Here is an 18,932-nt window from a genome sequence, read left to right as displayed (position 1 = left end):
GAGGATGCGCCATGAGGTGGTCATGACCGGCCTGAACGATGCAAGCTCGAGCGCAATCGCCCCCGAAACCGAAACCCCGCTGCTGTTCGGGCGCGTGCTCGACGGGCGCGGCGGAGCGCGTCCGATCGAGTGGCAGGAGGCGCGCGACTGGTCCCCCGCCGCGCCGGGCGAGGTCCTGTGGCTCCATCTGTGCCGCAACCGCAGCGGCGTGCAGGCCTGGCTCGAGGAGGCGCTGGGGGTTCCCGAGCCGACCGCCGAACTGCTGGTCTCCGATGCCACCCGCCCGCGCGCGTTCCGCGAGAACCAGACTCTGGTGGCGACCTTGCGCGGCATCAATTTCAACCCCGGCGCGCAGCCCGAGGACATGATCTCGATGCAGGTGTGGAGCGATGGCAACCGCCTGATCACGCTGCGCCGCCACCCGCTGCAGACCCCGCGCGAAATCGTGGCGCTGCTCGATCGCGGCCACGGCCCGCCCGATGCCGGCGCCACGATCACGCTGCTGGCCGAACTGCTGATCACGCGGATGAGCCAGTCGATCGTGGACATGAACCAGGCGCTGGACGAGCTCGAGGAACTCGATCCCGAGGATCACGCCGAGGAAATGCTCAACCGCATCTCGGTGATCCGCCGCAATTGCCTGGCGCTCAAGCGCCACATGGGTCCGCAGCACGAGGCGCTCGAGCAGATCAGCCGCGACGCGCCGGCGTGGTTCGAGGATCACGATCGCCGCGAGATCGCCGAATCGATCGCCCGGCTGCGGCGCTATCTCGACGATATCGACATCAGCAAGGAAAGCGCGCTGGTGCTGCAGGACGAATTGCGCGCGCGCAGCCTCGCGAGCAGCGAGCACGCGACCTACATGCTGACGATCGTGGCGGGGATCTTCCTGCCGCTGAGTTTCCTCACCGGCCTGCTCGGTATCAATGTCGGCGGAATGCCCGGGATGGACGATCCGCGCGCCTTCTGGACCGTGGTCGCGCTGTGCGCGGCGGTGCTGACCGGACTGCTGCTGCTGTTCCGGCGGCTGCGCTGGCTGTAGCGCCCCGCCGGATTGGAATCGTCGAGAGCCTGCTCAGCCGCCCATTTACTGCCCGGAGCGCTGCGAGGGGATGAATTCCTCACGCACCGCCTGCGCCATCAGTTCGAGCGGGATGATCCCCTGGCTGAGCAGGAAATCGTTGAACGCCTTTTCCTCGAAATCCTCGCCCAGCGCGATCTCGGTCTCGATCCTGAGATCGATCAGCTTGCGATAGCCATAGTAGTAGCTGCCCGCCTGACCCGGCATGCGGAAAGTGTAGCGGTCGAGTTCCTGCTTCACCATCCCGGGCGAGAACAGCGCCTCCTCGCGCAGGATACGGCCCGCTTCCTCGCGGGTGATCAGCCCCAGGTTGAGCATCGGGTCGAGGAAGGCCCGCGCCGCGCGCAGCAGCCGGAACTGCTGGGCGATGAACTGGCCCTCGATCGGCTCGTAGGGCAGCATTTCGGCTTCGGCATAAAGCGCCCAGCCTTCGACGTTCACGCTGTTGAAGGCATAGAGCAGCCGCGCGAGGCTGACCCCCTGTTCGACCAGCGCGGCGAATTGCATCTCGTGGCCCGGGCGACCTTCGTGGGCGCTCAGCGTCCAGCTTGCCGCGGCGAAGTTGAAATCGTCATAGGCGTCTTCTGGGCCGGCGGTGGGATTGCCGGCGGTCAGCACGAAGGTGCCCTGTTCGCCGGTGTTGCCGATCAGCCGCGGCGGACGCATGTGCGGCGCGGGCTGCGCGGCGCTCTCGGCTTCGGAGGCGAGCCGCATCGACAGCTCGTAATCGGGCAGGCTGACGATGTCGTTCTCGCGGATTTTCGCCTCGAGCTGGGCGTTCACGCCGCGATAGAAATCCTCGATCTCGTCATTGGGGATCGTGCGCTCCTTGAGCTTGCGCATGACCGAGGCGTAATCGGTTTCCGTCCAGCCGTTCTTCTCCGCAATCTGCGGCGCGAGCGCCTCCATCTGCGCGCGGATTTCGTAGAAGCCGCGCCGCGCGCGCGCCATCGCCTCGCGCGGTTCCATGTCGATCCCGACATTGCGCAGGTTGAGCGCGTAGAGCTCCTCGGGCAGGCGCGCTTCGGGCCGGGCGGTGGGCAGCACCGTGGCGCGGGTCCATTCGCCGTAATCCGCGAACTGGGTTTCCAGCGCGGTTAGCGCAGGCTCGGCGCCCTCGATCTCGTAGCGCTCGAACAGCTCGCGGATGCCGGTGACGAAAGTGGGGATCTTGGCGATCGATTCCTCGACCTCGACCGCATAGGGCCCGAGCTTGTCCGCGCCGCGACTGGCTTCGAACCGCGCCTTGGCGAGTTCGGTGTAGGGCTGGGTGCCTTCGGCCATTCCGGTGTAGCGCTGCAGCAGAGTCAGCGCCGAAGCGCGGCGGTTTTCCGCCGTCTGGTCCGACAGCATGCTACCGATCGTGTAGAAGATGGTCTGCGGCACTTCGGACCATTCGAGCAGCAGCCGCTGGTTGAGCCGCGTCGATTCGATGCTCCGGTCGAGCGAATCGATCAGGATCGCGAGATCCTGCTTCACATTGGCGTTGGTCTCGGTCTCGCGCGCGGCGACGAACTGGCGGCGCAGGGCCTCTGCGCCGGCGAGGTAGCGTTCGTCGCGATCGAGCGACAGGTCGAAGGTCTGCCCGTCATACTGCTCGTAGCCCGATTGCGAGGCGCCCTCGGGGAAGAACTGCGCCTCGAACTCGATCAGCTGGGTGGTGTAGGCATTGCTGGTCTGGACCCACTCGGGGGCCGCCTCGCCCGCTACGGCAACCTCGGCCTGCGCGAGGGCGGGAGATGCGGACAGGGCGAGCGGGGCGGTGGCCAGGGCAATGGCGGCGGCGAAGGTCTTCATCTGCAACTCCCGTGAATTTGATGCTGCGGCCTGCGGCAGCCGGCGGCGATCCGCAAGAGGGCAAGTCGACGAAGGACGCCTGTAAGCGGACCGACGACAGGCGGCGCCTCGCCGGAGCCGCTCGATCAATAGGCGAATGTCGCGCCCACCAGCTCCTCGGAGACGGACCAGAGCCGCTCTGCGGCGTCCCGGTCGAGCGCGTAGGAGCGCACTCCGCCGGTCGGATCGGTATCGCTCTGGTCGGCGATAGCGCAATCCTCGGCGTAGAGACCGCCGCTGCCTTCCAGCTCTTCGGCAGTCGCGACCCAGCAGGTTGTCGCCGCGCCCTGGGGGATGGATTTGAAGGTCATCCCCTTGTCGCCGGCATTGCTTTCCATCCGCTTGCGCAGATTGGCAAGGTCGTCGGGTTGGAGATGGCGCCCGAGATTGGTCATGATCCCGCCCGGGTGCACCGCATAGGCATGGATGCCCTTGTCCGCGAGCCGCTGCTCCAGCGCCACGGTGAACAGGATATTCGCGGTCTTCGACTGCCCGTAGGCTTCCCATTTGTCGTACTCGCGTTCGACATAGTTGAGATCGTCGAAATGCACGCGATCGAGATGGTGGCCGCGGCTCGAGAGATTGACGATCCGCGGGCGATCGCCTTTTTCCAGCAGTGGGATCAAGAGGTTGGTCAGCAGGAAATGGCCCAGATGATTGGTCCCGAACTGCAGTTCGAAGCCATCGGCGGTGCGATCGAGCGGGCAGGCCATCACCCCGGCGTTGTTGATCAAGAGGTCGATGGTGTCGAATCTCGCATTCGACTCTTTCCCTGCGGCACGAATAGAATCGAGCGAGGCGAGATCGCAGACCAGCGTTTCGACGCTGGCGCCGGTCTCTTGCGCGATCTCCTTCGCCGCCGCTTCCAGCTTGGCCCCGTCGCGGCCCGAGAGGATCAGATTCGCACCCTTGGCCCCCATGGCGCGGGCGGTTTCATGGCCGAGCCCCGAATAGGCGCCGGTAATGAAGACGGTGCGCCCACCGAGGTCCTTGTCGGCGAGGACCTCGTCTGCCGTGCTGTCGAAGCCGAATGTACCCATCACCCTATCTCCCAATGCGTTGAACCCACCGTCCGGTACCACGCGGCGCGCAAGGCGGCATCAGCCAATTTCGGGTGGAGCAGCCGAACTGTCGTGCTATCGCAGCGCCATGATCCGTTCACTCACCGCCATCGCCCTCGGCCTGCTGACGCTGCCGATCCCGGTCACCGCTTCTGCCGCTGCGCCAGAAACCGTCGCGCACGAAGAGGCGGCCTGGTCGTTTGCGATCCATGGCGGCGCGGGCACGCTGTCGCGCGAGAACATGACTCCCGAACGAGAAGCCGAATACGAGGCGGCGCTGCAGGGCGCACTCGATGCCGGTGCAGCCGTCTTGCGCGCTGGCGGCAGCGCGATGGACGCGGTCGAGACCGCGATCCTGCTGATGGAGGACGACCCCAAGTTCAACGCCGGGCGCGGCGCGGTGTTCACCTGGGAAGGCACCAACGAGCTCGACGCTGCGGTGATGGACGGGCGCGATCGCTCGGCGGGTGCGGTCACCGGGGTCACCTCGATCAAGAACCCGATCCTGCTCGCCCGCGCGGTGATGCGCGACGGGCGCCACGTCTTCCTGAGCGGCGCCGGGGCGGAGGAATTCGCCCGCGAACGCCAGATCGAAACTGCGGAGCCCGCCTGGTTCCAGACCGAGGCGCGCCGCGAAGCGCTCGAGCGGATGAAGGCGGATCGGGTGTCGGCCTACGATGTCGATCGCAAATTCGGCACGGTCGGCGCGGTGGCGCTCGATCAGGCTGGAAATCTCGCGGCGGGAACCTCGACCGGCGGGATGACCGGCAAGCGCTGGGGCAGGATCGGGGATGCCCCCGTAATCGGCGCAGGCACCTATGCCGACAACCGCAGCTGCGCGGTATCCGCCACCGGCGCGGGCGAATATTTCATCCGCGTCGGCGTCGCGCAGGAGATCTGTACGAGGCTGCGTCTGGCAGGCAACACGGCGCTGGCGGAATTCGCCAACGGCGTGCCCGAGGGCGGCGAGACCATGCTGACCGAAAAGCTGGTCGAAGGCGTGGCCGATGCCGTGCTCGCCGAGGTCGAGGAACTGGGCGGCGACGGCGGGGTGATCGTGGTCGCGCCCTCGGGCGCGGCGGTGTTCAGCTTCAACACCAGCGGCATGTACCGCGGCCGCGCGACCAGCGAAGGCGTCAACGAGGTCGCGATCTTCGCGGAGGAATAGGCGCGATCAGCCGGCGGCCCAGCGGGCGATGATGGCCCCTGCCTGTGCCAGCGCGGCTTCGGAGACCGGATCCATCCCGTCATGCGTTTCCGGCGCGCGGTAGTAGGTCGCGAAGGTCAACGGCGCGCGCCCCGGGGGTTCGATGAAGCCGATATCGACATAGAGGCTTCCCATTCCCGGCCAGGTCGAGGTGCCGGTCTTGTCGCCTGCATGCCAGCCGTCGGGCAGCCCTGCGCGCACCCGCCGCAGGCCGGTGGGAGTGTCGTGCATCCAGCCTTTTAGCTGGGCGCCCGCCTCTGCGGCCAGCCCGCCGCCGTAGAGCAAGCGCGCCAGCGTGGTCGCCATGGCCTGCGGGGTGGTGGTGTCGCGGGATTCGCCCGGCGGCACCTGGTTGAGCGCGGGCTCGGTACGGTCGAGGCGTCTGATCTCGTCGCCCATGCTGCGCCAGAACGCGGTCAGCGCCTGGGGTCCGCCCAGCTTCGCCAGCAGGATGTTCGCCGCGGCGTTGTCGGAATATTTCTGCGTGAATTCCGCCAGTTCGCGCAAGCTTGCGCCGGTTTCGAGCCGCCTGGTGGTGAAGGGCGAAACCGACATCAGCTGATCGCGCGTCCAGCGAACATGCTCATCCGCCGAGATCGTCCCTTCGGCGTCGAGCTGCAGCACCATCGCCGCGAGCGAGGCCTTGAAGCTGGAGCAATGGCCGAAGCGCTCGGTCTGTCGATGACCAAGCCCGGTCCGGGTATCGAGTGCGAACACGCCCAGCTCCCCGCCGGCCGCCGCCTCCACGATGCGGAGCTTGGCTTCCCGTCGGGAAGCCGTACTCGCTTCGATCGGTACGCAGGCGGATCCCGCCATGGCGAGACCACCGAGCAAAACGTTGCGACGGGTCGGCATATTCATCCGCGCTTGCGCGCCTGGGCGTAGCTGCCGAGCAGGCGCACGCTATTGCAGTGGAAAGCCAGCTCTTCCAGCGCACTGTCGACCCGCGGATCGCCGGGCGCGCCTTCGATATCGGCGTAGAACCGGGTCGCGGCGAAGCTGGCGCCCTTCTGATAGCTTTCCAGCTTGGTCATGTTGACGCCATTGGTGGCGAAACAGCCAAGCGCCTTATAGAGCGCGGCGGGCACGTTCTTCACCTCGAAGATGAAGGTCGTCATCGCCTGCGCTCCCTCCAGGCTCGCAGGATCGCGCGGTTCTCTGGCGAGAAGCACGAAGCGGGTGGTGTTGTCGTGCGCATCCTCGACCGCGCTTTCGACGATTCGGAGCCCGTAGAGCTCGGCCGCCATCGGCGGGGCCAGCGCGGCCAGCTCGGGTCGCTTGCACTCCGCAACGTAGGCTGCCGCTCCGGCGGTGTCCGCATAGCTCATCGGCACGATATTGCGCGCCAGCAGGAATTCGCGCGATTGCCCGAGTGCCTGGGGATGGCTGTAGGCAGCCTCGAACGGTCCCTCGCCCAGCGCCATCAAGGCATGGGTGATGCGCATGAAATGCTCCGCCACGATCGCCAGCCCGCTTTCGGGGAGCAGGAAGTGGATATCCGAGACCCGCCCGTGCTGCGAATTCTCGATCGGGATCATGGCGGCGCCCGCCTGTCCGGCTTTCACCGCATCGAGCGCGTCTTCGAAGCCATAGCAGGGTAGCGGCAGCGCCTCGGGTGCGAATTGCATCGTCGCCTGGTGCGAATTGGATCCCGGCGCGCCGCCGAAGGCGATGCTGCGCGCAGGATCGGCCTGCGCGGCGCTGCGCATCGTGTCGACCATGGCGAGGGCGGGCTTGGGAAATTTGCGCATGGCGGTGGGTGCTATCGGTGCCCCGTCGCCCCCGCAAGCGAATTGCAGCCTATGCAGGTCGGGGCGCATCGCTCGCACTTGCGCGCGGGCCGCTGCGCCCCTAGAGCGGCGCGCAACGGACATCAATCAAACAGGTTTGCGGACGACTCACGCATGGACGACAAGTTCAATACCGCCTCCGGATGGGTTCTCTTTGCCGGGATCATCGCGCTCGGCGCCTCGATCGGTTCGGGCATGTATTTCCATGCCGATAGCCCGGAAATGCCCGAGGAGCCCGGCTATTTCATCGATGCTCCGGAAGAGGGCGCGGGCGAGGATGCTGGACCAGACCTCGGAACGCTGCTGGCATCCGCCGATGCCGCCGCGGGCGAAGCGGTGTTCGCCAAATGCACAGCCTGCCACACGATTGAGCAGGGTGCGGCAAATGGCATCGGTCCCAACCTCTATGGCGTGATGGGTGCCGCGATCGGTGCGCATGCCCCGGGCTTCGCCTATTCCAGCGCCCTGAGCGAGCATGGCGGCGAATGGTCCTGGGAGAACATGGACGACTGGCTCGCCAGCCCGCGCGCATTCGCCAGCGGCACCAAGATGAGCTTCGCAGGTCTGTCGGACCCGGAAGATCGCGCCAATGTGATGGAGTATTTGTCGACCTTTGGCGGAGCGCCGGCCAAGCCCGAGCCGGTCGTTGCGGTTGAAGGCGTCGAAGGCCTCGACGGTGCGGGCGAGGGTCCGGGCGTGACCGAGGGAGCGGCTCCCGACGTTCCGGAAGCCGCGGGCGCCATGGGCGACGAGCAGCCGGTTCCGACCAATCAGCCAGCCACGACCAACGACGGACCTCTCAAGCCGGGCGGTTAGTCCCCGCGGGCTCCGGCAGCCGGAGCCTCGTACGGCAAACGATGGGCGAGGCGCGGCGCTAGCTGCGCCCCTTGAATCCCTGCGCCACCACATACCATTCCGACGAGCCCTTGCGGCTGGCCGGGGGCTTGGCGTGCTTGACCGTGCGAAAGTGTTTCTTGAGCAGGGTCAGCAGTTCCGCATCGGTTCCGCCGGCGAGCACCTTGGCGACGAAACTGCCGTTCGGTGCCAGCGTTTCGATCGCGAACCAGGCGCCGGCTTCGACCAATCCCATGGTGCGCAGGTGGTCGGTCTGCTTGTGGCCCACCGTGTTCGCGGCCATGTCGCTGAGGACGAGATCGGGGGTGCCTTCCAAAGCGTCCTCCAGTGCCTGAGGCGCGGCGTCGTCCATGAAATCCATCTCGAAGATGGTGACGCCCTCGATCGGTTCGGTCGGCAACAAGTCGATCCCGACGATCGCGGCCCTGGGCGCGATCTTGCGTACCACCTGGCTCCAGCCGCCTGGTGCAATCCCCAGATCGACCACCCGCTGCACGCCTTTGAGCAGCGCGAACTTCTCGTCCAGTTCGAGCAGCTTGTAGGCCGCGCGGCTGCGGTATCCGTCGGCCTTGGCCTGCTTGACGTAGGGGTCGTTGAGCTGGCGCTCGAGCCAGCGGGTGGAGGATGCGGTGCGGCCCTTCGCCGTCTTGACCCGCCGTTCGGAGTCGCGGCCCGAGCGGCTCACAGGTCCTGCCCCTGCGCGCGGACGCGGTTTTCGCGGCTCCGCTCGGCAATTTCGTCGGCGGCCATCAGGCTGCGCAAGATACCCTCGCGAATGCCGCGATCGGCCACCGCGAGTTCCTTGGCCGGCCAGATATCGAGGATCGATTCCAGGATCGCGCATCCCGCGACCACCAGATTGGCCCGATCGTCGCCGATGCAGGGCAGGGTCCGACGATCCTTTTCGCTCATCGTCGAGAGACGCAGCGAAATGTCGCGCATCGAGTGCGAGGGCACGATCAGCCCGTCGACCGCGCGCCGGTCGTATTGCGGCAACTCGAGATGAATGCTCGCCAGCGTGGTCACCGTGCCGCTGGTGCCCAGCAGGCGGATCGTCCCGGATTTGCGTGCCGTCTCGGCGATGCGCTCGGCGAATGGTGTGAAGCTTTCGGACACCAGTCGCCGCATCTCGCGATAGCGGGCCGCGCGGCCCTGTTTCGTGCCATCGGGCGGCTGCACCGAATCGGTCAGCGAAACCACGCCCCAGGGCACGCTCAGCCAGTCGAGGATGCGCGGCACCGGCCCGCCCGGCTCGATCAGCACCAGTTCGGTCGAACCCCCGCCGATGTCGAAGATGACCGCCGGTCCGACCCCGTCTTCGAGCAGGATATGACAGCCCAGCACCGCCAGCCGCGCCTCCTCCTGCGCCGAAATGATATCCAGCACGATCCCGGTTTCCTCGCGGACCCGTTCGATGAAGGCCGCGCCGTTGGAGGCGCGGCGGCAGGCCTCGGTCGCGACCGAGCGTGCGAGATGGACATTGCGGCGGCGCAGCTTTTCGGCGCAGACATGCAGCGCGGCGAGCGTGCGCTCCATCGCCGTATCGGACAGTTTGCCCGAGGCGGCCAGGCCTTCGCCCAGACGAACCACGCGGCTGAAGGCATCGATCACCGTGAAGTTCTCGCCCGAAGGCCGCGCGATCAGCAGGCGGCAATTGTTCGTGCCCAGATCGAGCGCGGCGTAGGCTTGGCGTCGGGGGCCGCCTTCGTGGCGGACATGACCAACCGGTGCGTGGAGAGGGCCGCTGGAATCGCGGGCTTTTCTGTCGGGCCGGGAGGGGCGCTTGTAGCGGAAATCGGCTACCTTGCCGGACGTCTTACCCCTTCGCTTGCCAGCCGCTGTACGCAAGTCCGGCGGAGATTGGTCCGCCATGGCAAATCTTTCTGTTTCCTCCCGCGTTCCGAGAAAGCCGGCGCGGGGACCTGACAGGCTTGCTACAGCCGATGCGGCGCGGGAGCAAGGACTTGCGCAGTGTGCGCCCGGACGGTCTTGACCTGCCTGGAACTCCCACCTAGATGGCCGCCTCGCGTCGGGATCGCGGGCGAGTCCGCCCATCCTAGCGTCGATGCCCCGTCGTCTAATGGTAAGACTACGGACTCTGACTCCGTCAATTGAGGTTCGAATCCTCACGGGGCATCCATTCTCCATTCCGATGTTGTCCGATGCAATCCAAGCAACCCCGGTTCCCTCGGGGGGATAGCTGTTGGGCTGTCCAGCCGCGTCCATTGCATTCCAATCGGAGCTGCCTTATATTGTGGGAGCAATTGAGGGAGTGGCTATTGGCGAAGCTAACCGCGTTGAAGGTGAAGCACGCAAAGCCCGGTCGTCATGGTGACGGCGGCGGGCTTTATCTGCTGGTATCGCCAGCGGGTGCGAAATCGTGGGTTCTGCGTGTCATGGTCGGCCAGGCCAACGGCAAGCGCCGCCGCGATATAGGTCTGGGGCCTGTCGATTTGGTCCCACTGGAGGAAGCCCGTGACAAGGCGCGCCAGCTTCGCAAGATCGCCCGCGCTGGTGGCGATCCCGTTGCCGCTCGTGATGAACGCGAGGCGGTGGCCCCTACCTTTAGGGAAGCGGCTGCGGCCTGCCACAAGTCCCTAGAGGCGGGCTGGTCGGATCGTCACGCCTCGGCCTTCCTCTCTACGCTCAAGCTCCATGCCTTTCCCCGGATAGGTTCGCAGCGGGTCGATGCTGTGGACGAAAAGGAAATTCTCTCCGTCCTCTCTCCCCTCTGGACGACGAAGCCAGCCGCAGCGCGCAAGATGCGCCAGCGAATCGGTCTGGTCCTCGATTACGCCAAGGGCCACGGCTGGCGCTCTACGGGTGCGCCTCGTGATAGCCTGCGCCCGATGCTGTCGAAGCAAGCCCGCTCGGGCAACTTCGCCTCCATGCCCTATGTCGAGGTGCCTGCCTTCGTTGCCGATGTGGAGCGGGGGCGCGATACAATGGGGCGGCTGGCCCTGCTGTTCACAATCCACACTGCAGCCCGCTCGGGCGAGGTGCGAGAAGCTCTCTGGTCGCATATCGATCTGGAAGCCGCGGAATGGAACCGCCCTGCCGATTTGATGCGTAAGACTGGAGAGGCGCATACCGTCACTCTGTCAGCGCAAGCGATCGATGTTCTGACCCGCGCCGCTGCGCTTCGGACAACTCGAGTTGATGGGCCGATCTTCCCCGGCTCGGGTGGCCGTGCAATGTCGGACATGACCATGGCCAAGGTCGTTCGGCCAACTGGCTACACGGTTCACGGCTTCCGGTCCTCGTTCCGGACATGGGCGGCGGAACGTATGCCATCCATCCCTGAGGCGGTCGCAGAGGCCGCACTGGCGCATGTCATTCCTGACAAGGTGGTAAGGGCCTACAATCGAGCCAAGTTCATAGAAATGCGGCGGACCCTGCTTGATGCATGGGGACGCTATGTGGCTGGATCTTCCGGCAAAGTGGTCCAGCTCCCGCTTCGGCTGGGAGCATGACGGGTGGGGCGGCTAGGGTAGCTCCCGAACGGTCGGCTTCCGCCCGACCTGCCGCCTCGCTTTCCTTTACTGCGGATGCCCTACGGAGGGGCTGCTATGGATAAAGACCAAGAGTGGATAGCGGCAAAGGATGCGATAGCGCGGGCGGGGAGCGCGGCCAAACTAAGGCCGTATTTGCGGGCAGGGGCGATCCGGGCGCGGGCGGCGATTGCGGAAATTGAAAGCCGCGAGCAAAGATGGCTCAACGACTTTTCCGGCATGAAGGCCACGAAGGTTGATTGGGAGATTGCGCCTGACATTTGGAAGGGCGATCTGACTAACAGCCGCTTGTCGCTGGACGGTGATACCTATTCGACCCGAGCGATGGGAACAGGCTTCAAGGCTGTGAAGCTGACCGGTCTAAAGTATGATGCTGACGGGATTGCGAGAGCCTTTCCAGGCACCGACGCGGGGGAGGGGACGCCAGAGAGGGCTCCCGAGCCAGAGTCGGATAAAGGCGGAAGGCCGCTGGACTCCGTGAAGTGGGGAAACTTGGTCGGCATCCTCGGCCCGTTCTTCCTCGCCCGCGATATTGGTAACGAGACGAAGGGCCAGCTTTATACAAAGGTCGAGGATTACGCGGCAAAGCTGGGGGTCGAGATCCCGTCTAGGGGTGCGGCACTCCCGGCATTTGACAAGCTGGTGAAGTGGGCTGCCGCCGTCCAGAACGATACAAGCGGCAACCCGACAAGCGGAACAGACGGAAAGCCCCTCTGATGGGTTTCTGATGGTTTCCGTCGGTTGCCGTCAGTCTTACCGCGTCCAATGCGACATAATTCGCTCCAGTAGCCGCCCCGCTCCGGTATGCGGCCAAGTGGAAGCGAAGAAATGACAGACACCCCCCGTTCGCTGTTGCGCCTGAGCGATGTTATCCGGCGCGTCTCGTTCTCTCGGGCGACCATCTACAACAAGATTGCCGCTGGCGAGTTCCCCCGGCCTGTCCCGATTTCAGAAAACAGGGTGGCGTGGGATAGCGCGGCGATTGACGCATGGATTGCCGATAAGCTGGGCGAGGCTGCGTGAACCATGGCAGCCATCAGAACGGGGAATGCTACCCTCCAAAAGCAAAGGGGCCGCCAGACGCCTAGCGTCCGCGATCCCCTCGTAGAAAGGCTTGTGCAGGGCCTTGGTGTTGAAGGTGAATCTTTAGAGCAATTGCGGCGATTTTGCAAGCGTCTGACGCGCGAAAGAAACTCGTGGGACTTGTCGCGCCGCGCCGGTTTGTTTGGTGTCCGCCCTCTTAGAAAGCAAGATGCAGACCGGGCGTTGCGCCTCGCTCTCCAATCGATGGGCGGGGGTGCGGCATGACGGACGTTGACGCTGCAAAGCTCCGCGCTCTGGCGCTGGCGCTGCTCACGCAAGGCGAGGGCATCAACCGCCGTAGCGGCCAATTCCTCGGCCAGCTTGTCGGTGAAACTTACCCGCTGTCCCCTAAGCAATATGCCTGGCTGGAAAAGCTGGCTGAGCGGGCGGGGCTGTCGGACCAATTCGCGGGGTTAGAGAATGTCGAACAATAGCGAAACCCACTATGGGCGCGGCACTGAGGCGGGCCACAAAGGGAACAGCCCTGAGGCTCGCCAGAACAGCCGCGAAGCTGCGGAAGGTGTTTCAAGCGCCTTGGGACGGCGCCATCGCCAATGCCTTGGCGCATGGGCCATATACGGCCCGTCGGGGGCGACCCCCGAACAAGTCGCGGCGGACCTCGAATTGCCTGTGCATGTGGTCCGCCCTCGTGCCGGCGAATTGGTCAAGCGCGTCCTGCTCTATGAAGTCGGCAAGCGTCCCGGTCTGCTGGGCTGCAACGTCATGGCCTATTCGACCACGAAACCTAGCCAAGGCGAGGCGGCGTAATGGGTCGGGGGTTTATCCTTGGTCTCGTGAAGCGCGATATGACGGGGGGCGCCGATGGCAAAACGTGAACGCCCCAAGCGCCCTAATGCAACGGGGCGGAACGATAGGAGCGGGCGCTTTGTCGCCTTACCCCATCAAGTCCTAGAGTCCCCCGCCTTTTCCAGCCTCGATCTAGCGGCGCGGGGTGCGCTCACTGAGATTGTGATGCTCTACAATGGCCAAAATAACGGCTCCCTCTACCTGTCGGCAAAGGATCTCACTGCCCGACTGGGGCTGGCGGATAATAACGTGGCGCTTCGTGCGTTCAACGATCTGCAGGAGCGGGGCTTTATCGAATGCGCGAAAGCCGCTCACTTCGCGGTGAAGGCCTCTGACACGTCGCGGGCTCGCTGCTGGCGGCTGACGTGGCATGCATGGCCTGAATCCCCTGTGAGGGCTCGCAGGGCGCCCACAAGGGCGTGGCTGGAGTATCGGCCTGAGGGCGGCACGAAAGCAAACAAGCGCGCGGATCGGCGGCTTCGGGCGCTGGCCAAATATCGAAAAGACGAGGCCAGCGGTCGTTTGCCGGATGTGAAATCCACACCAACGGAGGTCAAAGTGATGCGAAACACGGTCAACCCGGATGTGAAATCCACACCCGCTAAATGTGAGAATGGCGCAATTCCGCCGTTCGTCGTCGGTGTGGATTCCAAGCTGTATATAGATGTTACCATGGGGGAGGTGGTCGGCTGGTGGTCCAATGCCGAGCGAGCCCGCATGACTGCAACATGCTGGGCGCTCGTATTGGCGTCGCAGGCAAAACCTCTGCGAATGGCCGCTTGATAGCCTCGGGGAAAAATCGGCCACCAAAATAGTGGCAGATAATGGCACCGGAACACGCCCGCGAATTTGAACGTGACAGTGACGAACAGCCCCGTGAACAGAGACTCGGAAAAGCACCCAAGGCAGTGCACAAGAGGGTGGGCCCCGAATCATGAGGCGCACAAACTGCGAAGCTAGGAAATTTGCCCCGGGCGCTTGCAAGCAGAGGCGCAACCGGGGACTACGCGACGACACATAAGGGGCCAGTGGTGTACGGTCAATGAATTTGAAGCGCACAAATTGAGCGAATTTACCGATTTTGAAGCCGCACTTTCCACGGAAAGGTTCGGCGCATATATGCTTTCGTGTGACAACGATCGCTCAAAGGCGATGGACTTGTACACCCTTAACACGCGCGTTTCCGCCTCGCTGTATGCACCGCTGCAGGCTCTCGAGGTGACATTGCGAAATCGCTTTCATCACCAACTTAGCGAAGCATATGGCGAAGATTGGTACGACCAGCATGGCGTCATCACGCAACTCTTCCAGAGGCAAAAGATTTTAAGTGCGCAGGTCGATCTTGCCGCGTCCCAGAAGCAACTAACCCCAGGTCGAATCGTCGCCTCTCTTACATTCGGCTTCTGGACGAGCTGTCTTTCATTCACCTACGATGACAGTCTCTGGCGCAGAGGAGGGCTTAGTAAAGCATTCATGGCAGGGGGCGAAAAGCCCAACCGGAAGAGCGTCAATCGAGTCCTTACTCCCATTCGGCAGCTGCGGAACAGGATCGCCCATCATGAACCGATCCTCTATTTCGACTTGCCTAAACATCACCGCAATATTCTGATGGTAACACACTGGCTTATGCCGATAGCAGCTGAGTGGGCTGCTGCGCATTCAACGTTCGCCTCAACCTACTACCGAACGATTGCAGCTCAAATGTTGAAGCCGGCTGCGCGTGAAGAGGTGCGACGCACATAACGCGCGTAAGTCGGCTTTCCTACACCGACCAATCTGCCTAGCATCTCATCATGGACGATGAGCGCAAGGCCAAGCTGGAGTTAGGCATCATCGCTTTCGTGATGGTGGTGCCAGCAGGGTATTGGATCGTGAAGACGCTGCTTAGCCTTATCGGCAGCTAGCTTCGATCAATCCTGCGATTGAGGCGCCGCTGCCTCTCCTGCTCTTTCTGCCGCACTGCTTTATAATGCCTGGAGTTGTGCCGAGCATAGAAGGCCAAAACGGTGAACGCCACGACCGTCGCCGCGATGATGCAGTAGGCTAAAAATTCACGATCCATTTGGCCTTCACCCGATTGCAAGTCGGCGGCCCTTAGCGCCGTACCGCTAGGATGGATTGTAAGGAACGTGCTCGCGTGGATGGGCGCACGTTCCTCAATGCGAGCCGAAGGACGCGCGCCCAAATTTGGGATGGCAGAGAATAACCTAGGTTAGCAAGGCTCCAGGTAAGCCGGGTGACGCTGATCGTCGCCAATCTCCAATATGGTCCCGCGATAAGGAACGAACCTGCCTGCCGGATCGAGAAACCCCGCGCCGGTCTTGTTCGCGTGAAGCTGAGCCTCGCTCAAACTGCGATACCATTTCCCGCAGCGGCCCCGCGCAATGTAGCGATAGTGTGTCATCGACAGCCGAGACGCGCGGAATTGCTTTTGGTTTCCAGCCCGCCAGGAGAGGGATGCGAAAAGCTACCATTGACCGATTTTCGCGCCATGTTCCAATTGCGCGATGGCCCGCCACAGGCTCGACTTGGTCAGTGCCTTCCAGCATTCGGACGTTCGAGGATTACCTCGTCTTAGGAGAAGCTGGCCCACATTGACGGCCCCGCCAATACTTATCCCACCGAGCAGCCCAGCCGCCCTGCACCATGGCGCAGGACAGATCCCCACCTCGGGGTGACACACACCATGCTGCCGTTCTGTCTCCGCCTGCGCCACCGACCGACAGACAACGCATGGTCGGTCCTTCGACGGTGACGTGGCCATACGACAGCCGCCCGGTCGGCTTGCCCACGAGCGCCACTAAGGCGTCTCTCGCGTCCTCCGCCGTAGCATCCGGGCATGGATGGCCTCGGCTACATGAGCCGTCCATTTCGCGCGCGGCTATTCCTGAAAGACGAATGCGCGGGCCTTCCTCGCACCAGACGGGGCCGTCGCCGTCCCATACAGCGACGGGCGTACAGTCGAAGGTCTGACCGGCTGGGATGATTGCGACGGCGGCTAGAAGTGCGAGCATCGGCCTATGCTCTAGCAGCGGCGACGGAATGGCAACGAAAGACTGGCCATTACTGACCGAATCGACTCTCTAGCTCGGCTATGGCATCAACTTCCAGTCTCTGGGGGGATGCTCATGAAATACGCACTGGCCGCACTGGCTCTGACCGTAACCAGCATGACGGGTGCTGCAGCGCCTATCTGTGGCACTGCCTTCGCTGGATCCTGCTGCAAGACGTGTAGCAAGGGCAAAGCCTGCGGGGATAGCTGCATTGCGCGCGAAAAGGTCTGCCACAAGCCAAAGGGCTGTGCCTGTAATGGGTAAAGCGGTCGGCGCTTGTGCGCTAGTCGTTGGGGTCGTGCTGGGCGGGTGCGAGCAGAAGATTTGGACTAGAGACGAAATAGCGGACATCGCCGACGACTCCGTGGATGCCGGAGCCCCAGCTTACAGGACAGAATCTCTAAATTCGCGGATCATAGCTCTAGAAAGCGAACTGCAGACACTCGAGAGTGATGTGGAGTTCCAAAGCCAGATGATTGAAATCCAAGCCGACCATATCGACCGGCTAAACGAACATGCTGACAGAAGCGATGCTCGGTTCAGTTCACTGGTGGATCACTACAACAAGCACACTCACTGATTTAGTGGCGAATAACAGGGCGGGGGCGTCCAGGCTCGCGGCGGTTCAACTGGCGGAACACGCAAACGATACCGAAGGGGAGGGGCGTGGCCCCTCCCGATGGTGGGCCGGTTAGATAGTGCGGAAGCTAGAGGCCAGCAACGCCCCTGCGATCCGCTTGCGGTCGGTGCATCCCAAGGCGGCATCGCAGCTCGCGCTTTTTCTGACCGCCTCGCGCGCTTCTTTGGGGAGGTTGTTGAACACCTGCTGGAAAAAGTAGGCAACAAACTCATCGCGCGAAACCTCATCCTCGCGATAGAGGTTGAACACTTCGATACTGCCCCCTGCCTCAACCTTAAATTGATGCATCGAAAACAGCCCTTCGGAGTTGGCCCCGGTGGATTTGCGGATGCGACCCTTGTTGCGGGTCGGAAACTGTAAGATAGTAGCGGTCATGTCTAGCCTCGCGTGTTGAGGTTGGAATAGGACCGAGTTGGGAATGCCCGTTCCCTCTCGGTCCGCCTAGGCTTCACGCCTTGGGTGATAGCTTTCTATCAACGCCTATGTTCTTGCGTCAATCCCCCTTCTGATATATTTCTATCAGCATGAACGCAGAGCAATGCAAGATGGCCCGCAGTGGCTTAGGATGGCAGGCCAAGGAATTGGCCGCACGGGCGGGGGTATCCTATCCCTCGCTGCATCGTTTCGAGGCGGGGCAGTCCGTAGCCGATGGGACGCGGGCGAAGCTGGAAAAGGCGCTGGGCGATGCGGGGGCGCAATTCACGCGCCGGGCTGGTCGGGTTGGTGTGACGGTTCCAGAGTCCCCCGCCGCCTAGCGTGAGGATCTGGCTTAGTTCTTCGTGTCGGTAATTCGACCTATCGAACGCAGCACCTCGGGCTGGCTTAGCATCCAAGGGGCGGTGACGCAGAGCGCGAGAATGCCGACAAGATATTCGTCCGCGCCAAGATAGGACGAAAGCCAGCCGATCAGCGCGGCTGGGATCATCGCTGCCAGAACCATGATCGCGACCAGAGCCGTCACGCCTAGCCCGCGCTTCCAACGCTCTATCGCGCTGGAAATACGGCTGGCGGGTGCATGGCGGTCAATAGGCTTCATGCCCGCATTCTGCCTCAGATTTTCGCGCTCGTCCATATTGGGCGTTATGCACTACTTGCCGAAACCCGGACCGATCCTCGCTGGGCGCTGTCCGCACTTGGAGCATTTCAGCTTTGTGGCGATCCCTTCGAGGGTATGAGATGGCCAGCCGCGATGCACGATGGTCGCCAGCAACTGGTGCGGGTCGAGCATCACCACCCGCCCACATTTGCAATCCAGGCGCAGCGTGTAGCCGTGCCGGGCGTAGTCGCTCAGGCTTTCCAGTCTCTTGCTACCCATCCGCCGGAACATGGCAGGAACAAATGATTCGCGAAAGAGCGTCCGACGCTTGACCTACAAGTCATTCTGTGCTACCGGCGTGGTCAGTCGCCGGGTTTTTGGTCGGCTAATCCATCGTCGTGATGACTGAGGGGTAAGGAATGCAAGACGCGCGAATTTCATTCAGGGCCAACTCTGTCATTCAGGCGGAGTTGGCCCAACGTGCTCAACGGGCAGGCTGCTCGATCTCCGAATATCTGCGCTCCGTGGTGCGCGAGAAGGTGGGCTTGCAATGAGCGCCGACACCTTCAATCCATTCTCCCTGCTATCCGCTGCCGGTTCCGGAGATATTGGCGCCCAGCGCACCTTGGCTGAAGAAGGCGCGCGCCTTGCCCTGCTCCATGACGATCTGTTCGCGGCGATTGATGCCTTGTGTTTTGCGCGGCTGGCGGCTGCGAATGGCAACGTAGCGGACGCCGGGCGGCTAATGTCGATCCTCGCAATCGCTGGCGACCTCTGCCGCTCTGAGGGCGAGGAAACATTCCGAGACCTGCTCGGGGGCGAGTGCCTCGCGCTCATGTCGATCTTGGCGGATGATGGCGTGGATGCCGTAGAAAACCAACTCACAGCCGTAGCGCAGTGGTCAACGCCCGCCTCCGTATCGGTGGCGAAGCAATACCGCGAATTGATGATGGAGGGGAAGTGATGCAGGC

22 protein-coding genes and 1 tRNA gene are annotated in these 18,932 nt (G+C 63.4%); 14 read left to right on the top strand and 9 right to left on the bottom strand.

The genetic code is table 11. The features are described from left to right. Positions 1 to 22: 22 nt before the first annotated feature. On the top strand, positions 23 to 1,042 hold the full coding sequence (locus tag Q9K01_RS11020) for a zinc transporter ZntB (protein ID WP_305930300.1): 1,020 nt from the start codon (positions 23 to 25) through the stop codon (positions 1,040 to 1,042). A 45-nt stretch (positions 1,043 to 1,087) separates the two neighbouring features. Here the strand turns inward: Q9K01_RS11020 and Q9K01_RS11015 are convergent, their stop codons facing one another. After that, positions 1,088 to 2,878: a DUF885 domain-containing protein gene (locus Q9K01_RS11015; RefSeq protein WP_305930299.1), complete on the bottom strand. Its 1,791-nt coding sequence runs from the start codon at positions 2,876 to 2,878 to the stop codon at positions 1,088 to 1,090. Positions 2,879 to 3,003: 125 nt separating this feature from the next. Next, positions 3,004 to 3,957, bottom strand: coding sequence for an SDR family NAD(P)-dependent oxidoreductase (locus Q9K01_RS11010; RefSeq protein ID WP_305930298.1), 954 nt, complete (start codon positions 3,955 to 3,957; stop codon positions 3,004 to 3,006). A gap of 109 nt (positions 3,958 to 4,066) precedes the next feature. On the opposite strand from Q9K01_RS11010, the gene Q9K01_RS11005 reads away from it, so the two are divergent. Continuing rightward, positions 4,067 to 5,146 carry an isoaspartyl peptidase/L-asparaginase family protein gene (locus Q9K01_RS11005; RefSeq protein ID WP_305930297.1) on the top strand — a complete coding sequence of 360 codons (1,080 nt, stop codon included), beginning with the start codon at positions 4,067 to 4,069 and terminating at the stop codon, positions 5,144 to 5,146. Positions 5,147 to 5,152: 6 nt separating this feature from the next. On the opposite strand, the gene bla is transcribed toward Q9K01_RS11005, so the two are convergent. Further along, entirely contained in the window at positions 5,153 to 6,046 is an 894-nt protein-coding gene (gene bla / locus Q9K01_RS11000; RefSeq protein ID WP_305930296.1) for a class A beta-lactamase, read from the bottom strand. Beyond that, positions 6,043 to 6,936 (bottom strand): prephenate dehydratase, encoded by an 894-nt coding sequence (locus tag Q9K01_RS10995; protein WP_305930295.1) that lies wholly within the window; start codon positions 6,934 to 6,936, stop codon positions 6,043 to 6,045. Before Q9K01_RS10995 ends, bla begins: the two co-directional genes overlap by 4 nt. Before the next feature lie 153 nt (positions 6,937 to 7,089). On the opposite strand from Q9K01_RS10995, the gene Q9K01_RS10990 reads away from it, so the two are divergent. After that, positions 7,090 to 7,791, top strand: coding sequence for a c-type cytochrome (locus tag Q9K01_RS10990; RefSeq protein ID WP_305930294.1), 702 nt, complete (start codon positions 7,090 to 7,092; stop codon positions 7,789 to 7,791). A gap of 58 nt (positions 7,792 to 7,849) precedes the next feature. Here Q9K01_RS10990 and Q9K01_RS10985 read toward each other — a convergent pair whose 3' ends face one another. Both Q9K01_RS10985 and Q9K01_RS10980 read right to left on the bottom strand, forming a co-directional pair. Then, positions 7,850 to 8,515 carry an RlmE family RNA methyltransferase gene (locus Q9K01_RS10985; RefSeq protein ID WP_305930293.1) on the bottom strand — a complete coding sequence of 222 codons (666 nt, stop codon included), beginning with the start codon at positions 8,513 to 8,515 and terminating at the stop codon, positions 7,850 to 7,852. Further along, positions 8,512 to 9,702 carry a Ppx/GppA phosphatase family protein gene (locus Q9K01_RS10980; protein WP_305930292.1) on the bottom strand — a complete coding sequence of 397 codons (1,191 nt, stop codon included), beginning with the start codon at positions 9,700 to 9,702 and terminating at the stop codon, positions 8,512 to 8,514. The genes Q9K01_RS10985 and Q9K01_RS10980 overlap by 4 nt, the downstream gene beginning before the upstream one ends. 194 nt (positions 9,703 to 9,896) lie before the next feature. Between Q9K01_RS10980 and Q9K01_RS10975 the strand changes: the two genes are divergently transcribed. The 8 genes from Q9K01_RS10975 to Q9K01_RS10935 all read left to right on the top strand — a co-directional run bounded on the left by Q9K01_RS10975 (position 9,897) and on the right by Q9K01_RS10935 (position 16,865). Continuing rightward, a tRNA-Gln gene (locus Q9K01_RS10975) sits at positions 9,897 to 9,970 on the top strand. Between the two features lie 139 nt (positions 9,971 to 10,109). After that, entirely contained in the window at positions 10,110 to 11,303 is a 1,194-nt protein-coding gene (locus Q9K01_RS10970; protein WP_305930291.1) for a tyrosine-type recombinase/integrase, read from the top strand. Positions 11,304 to 11,399: 96 nt separating this feature from the next. Beyond that, entirely contained in the window at positions 11,400 to 12,059 is a 660-nt protein-coding gene (locus Q9K01_RS10965; protein ID WP_305930290.1) for a hypothetical protein, read from the top strand. A 111-nt stretch (positions 12,060 to 12,170) separates the two neighbouring features. Further along, a complete protein-coding gene (locus Q9K01_RS10960; protein WP_305930289.1) occupies positions 12,171 to 12,365 on the top strand; it encodes a helix-turn-helix transcriptional regulator in 195 nt (64 codons plus the stop codon). A 281-nt stretch (positions 12,366 to 12,646) separates the two neighbouring features. Continuing rightward, positions 12,647 to 12,859, top strand: a complete 213-nt coding sequence (locus Q9K01_RS10955; RefSeq protein ID WP_305930288.1) for a hypothetical protein — start codon at positions 12,647 to 12,649, stop codon at positions 12,857 to 12,859. 535 nt (positions 12,860 to 13,394) lie between these two features. Beyond that, complete coding sequence (locus Q9K01_RS10950; protein WP_305930287.1) at positions 13,395 to 14,015, top strand: hypothetical protein; 621 nt, start codon at positions 13,395 to 13,397, stop codon at positions 14,013 to 14,015. A gap of 279 nt (positions 14,016 to 14,294) precedes the next feature. Then, positions 14,295 to 14,975 carry an Abi family protein gene (locus Q9K01_RS10945; protein ID WP_305930286.1) on the top strand — a complete coding sequence of 227 codons (681 nt, stop codon included), beginning with the start codon at positions 14,295 to 14,297 and terminating at the stop codon, positions 14,973 to 14,975. 1,566 nt (positions 14,976 to 16,541) lie between these two features. After that, the gene (locus Q9K01_RS10935; protein ID WP_305930284.1) at positions 16,542 to 16,865 is read left to right on the top strand and encodes a hypothetical protein; all 324 of its coding nucleotides are present in this window, start codon (positions 16,542 to 16,544) and stop codon (positions 16,863 to 16,865) included. A 111-nt stretch (positions 16,866 to 16,976) separates the two neighbouring features. Here Q9K01_RS10935 and Q9K01_RS10930 read toward each other — a convergent pair whose 3' ends face one another. Continuing rightward, complete coding sequence (locus Q9K01_RS10930) at positions 16,977 to 17,300, bottom strand: hypothetical protein (protein WP_305930283.1); 324 nt, start codon at positions 17,298 to 17,300, stop codon at positions 16,977 to 16,979. 149 nt (positions 17,301 to 17,449) lie between these two features. Between Q9K01_RS10930 and Q9K01_RS10925 the strand changes: the two genes are divergently transcribed. Further along, positions 17,450 to 17,680, top strand: a complete 231-nt coding sequence (locus Q9K01_RS10925) for a helix-turn-helix domain-containing protein (protein WP_305930282.1) — start codon at positions 17,450 to 17,452, stop codon at positions 17,678 to 17,680. A 14-nt stretch (positions 17,681 to 17,694) separates the two neighbouring features. Here the strand turns inward: Q9K01_RS10925 and Q9K01_RS10920 are convergent, their stop codons facing one another. After that, positions 17,695 to 17,961 carry a hypothetical protein gene (locus Q9K01_RS10920; RefSeq protein ID WP_305930281.1) on the bottom strand — a complete coding sequence of 89 codons (267 nt, stop codon included), beginning with the start codon at positions 17,959 to 17,961 and terminating at the stop codon, positions 17,695 to 17,697. 51 nt (positions 17,962 to 18,012) lie between these two features. Beyond that, positions 18,013 to 18,240 (bottom strand): hypothetical protein, encoded by a 228-nt coding sequence (locus Q9K01_RS10915; RefSeq protein ID WP_305930280.1) that lies wholly within the window; start codon positions 18,238 to 18,240, stop codon positions 18,013 to 18,015. A gap of 140 nt (positions 18,241 to 18,380) precedes the next feature. On the opposite strand from Q9K01_RS10915, the gene Q9K01_RS15470 reads away from it, so the two are divergent. Together Q9K01_RS15470 and Q9K01_RS10910 are read left to right on the top strand one after the other, a co-directional pair. Next, positions 18,381 to 18,515 (top strand): plasmid mobilization protein, encoded by a 135-nt coding sequence (locus Q9K01_RS15470; protein ID WP_422785308.1) that lies wholly within the window; start codon positions 18,381 to 18,383, stop codon positions 18,513 to 18,515. Further along, positions 18,512 to 18,925, top strand: coding sequence for a hypothetical protein (locus Q9K01_RS10910; RefSeq protein WP_305930279.1), 414 nt, complete (start codon positions 18,512 to 18,514; stop codon positions 18,923 to 18,925). The genes Q9K01_RS15470 and Q9K01_RS10910 overlap by 4 nt, the downstream gene beginning before the upstream one ends. Positions 18,926 to 18,932: the final 7 nt, after the last annotated feature.

This window comes from Qipengyuania benthica, assembly GCF_030717865.1.
GTDB lineage: Bacteria > Pseudomonadota > Alphaproteobacteria > Sphingomonadales > Sphingomonadaceae > Qipengyuania > Qipengyuania benthica.
This window is presented reverse-complemented; position numbering and strand designations above follow the sequence as displayed.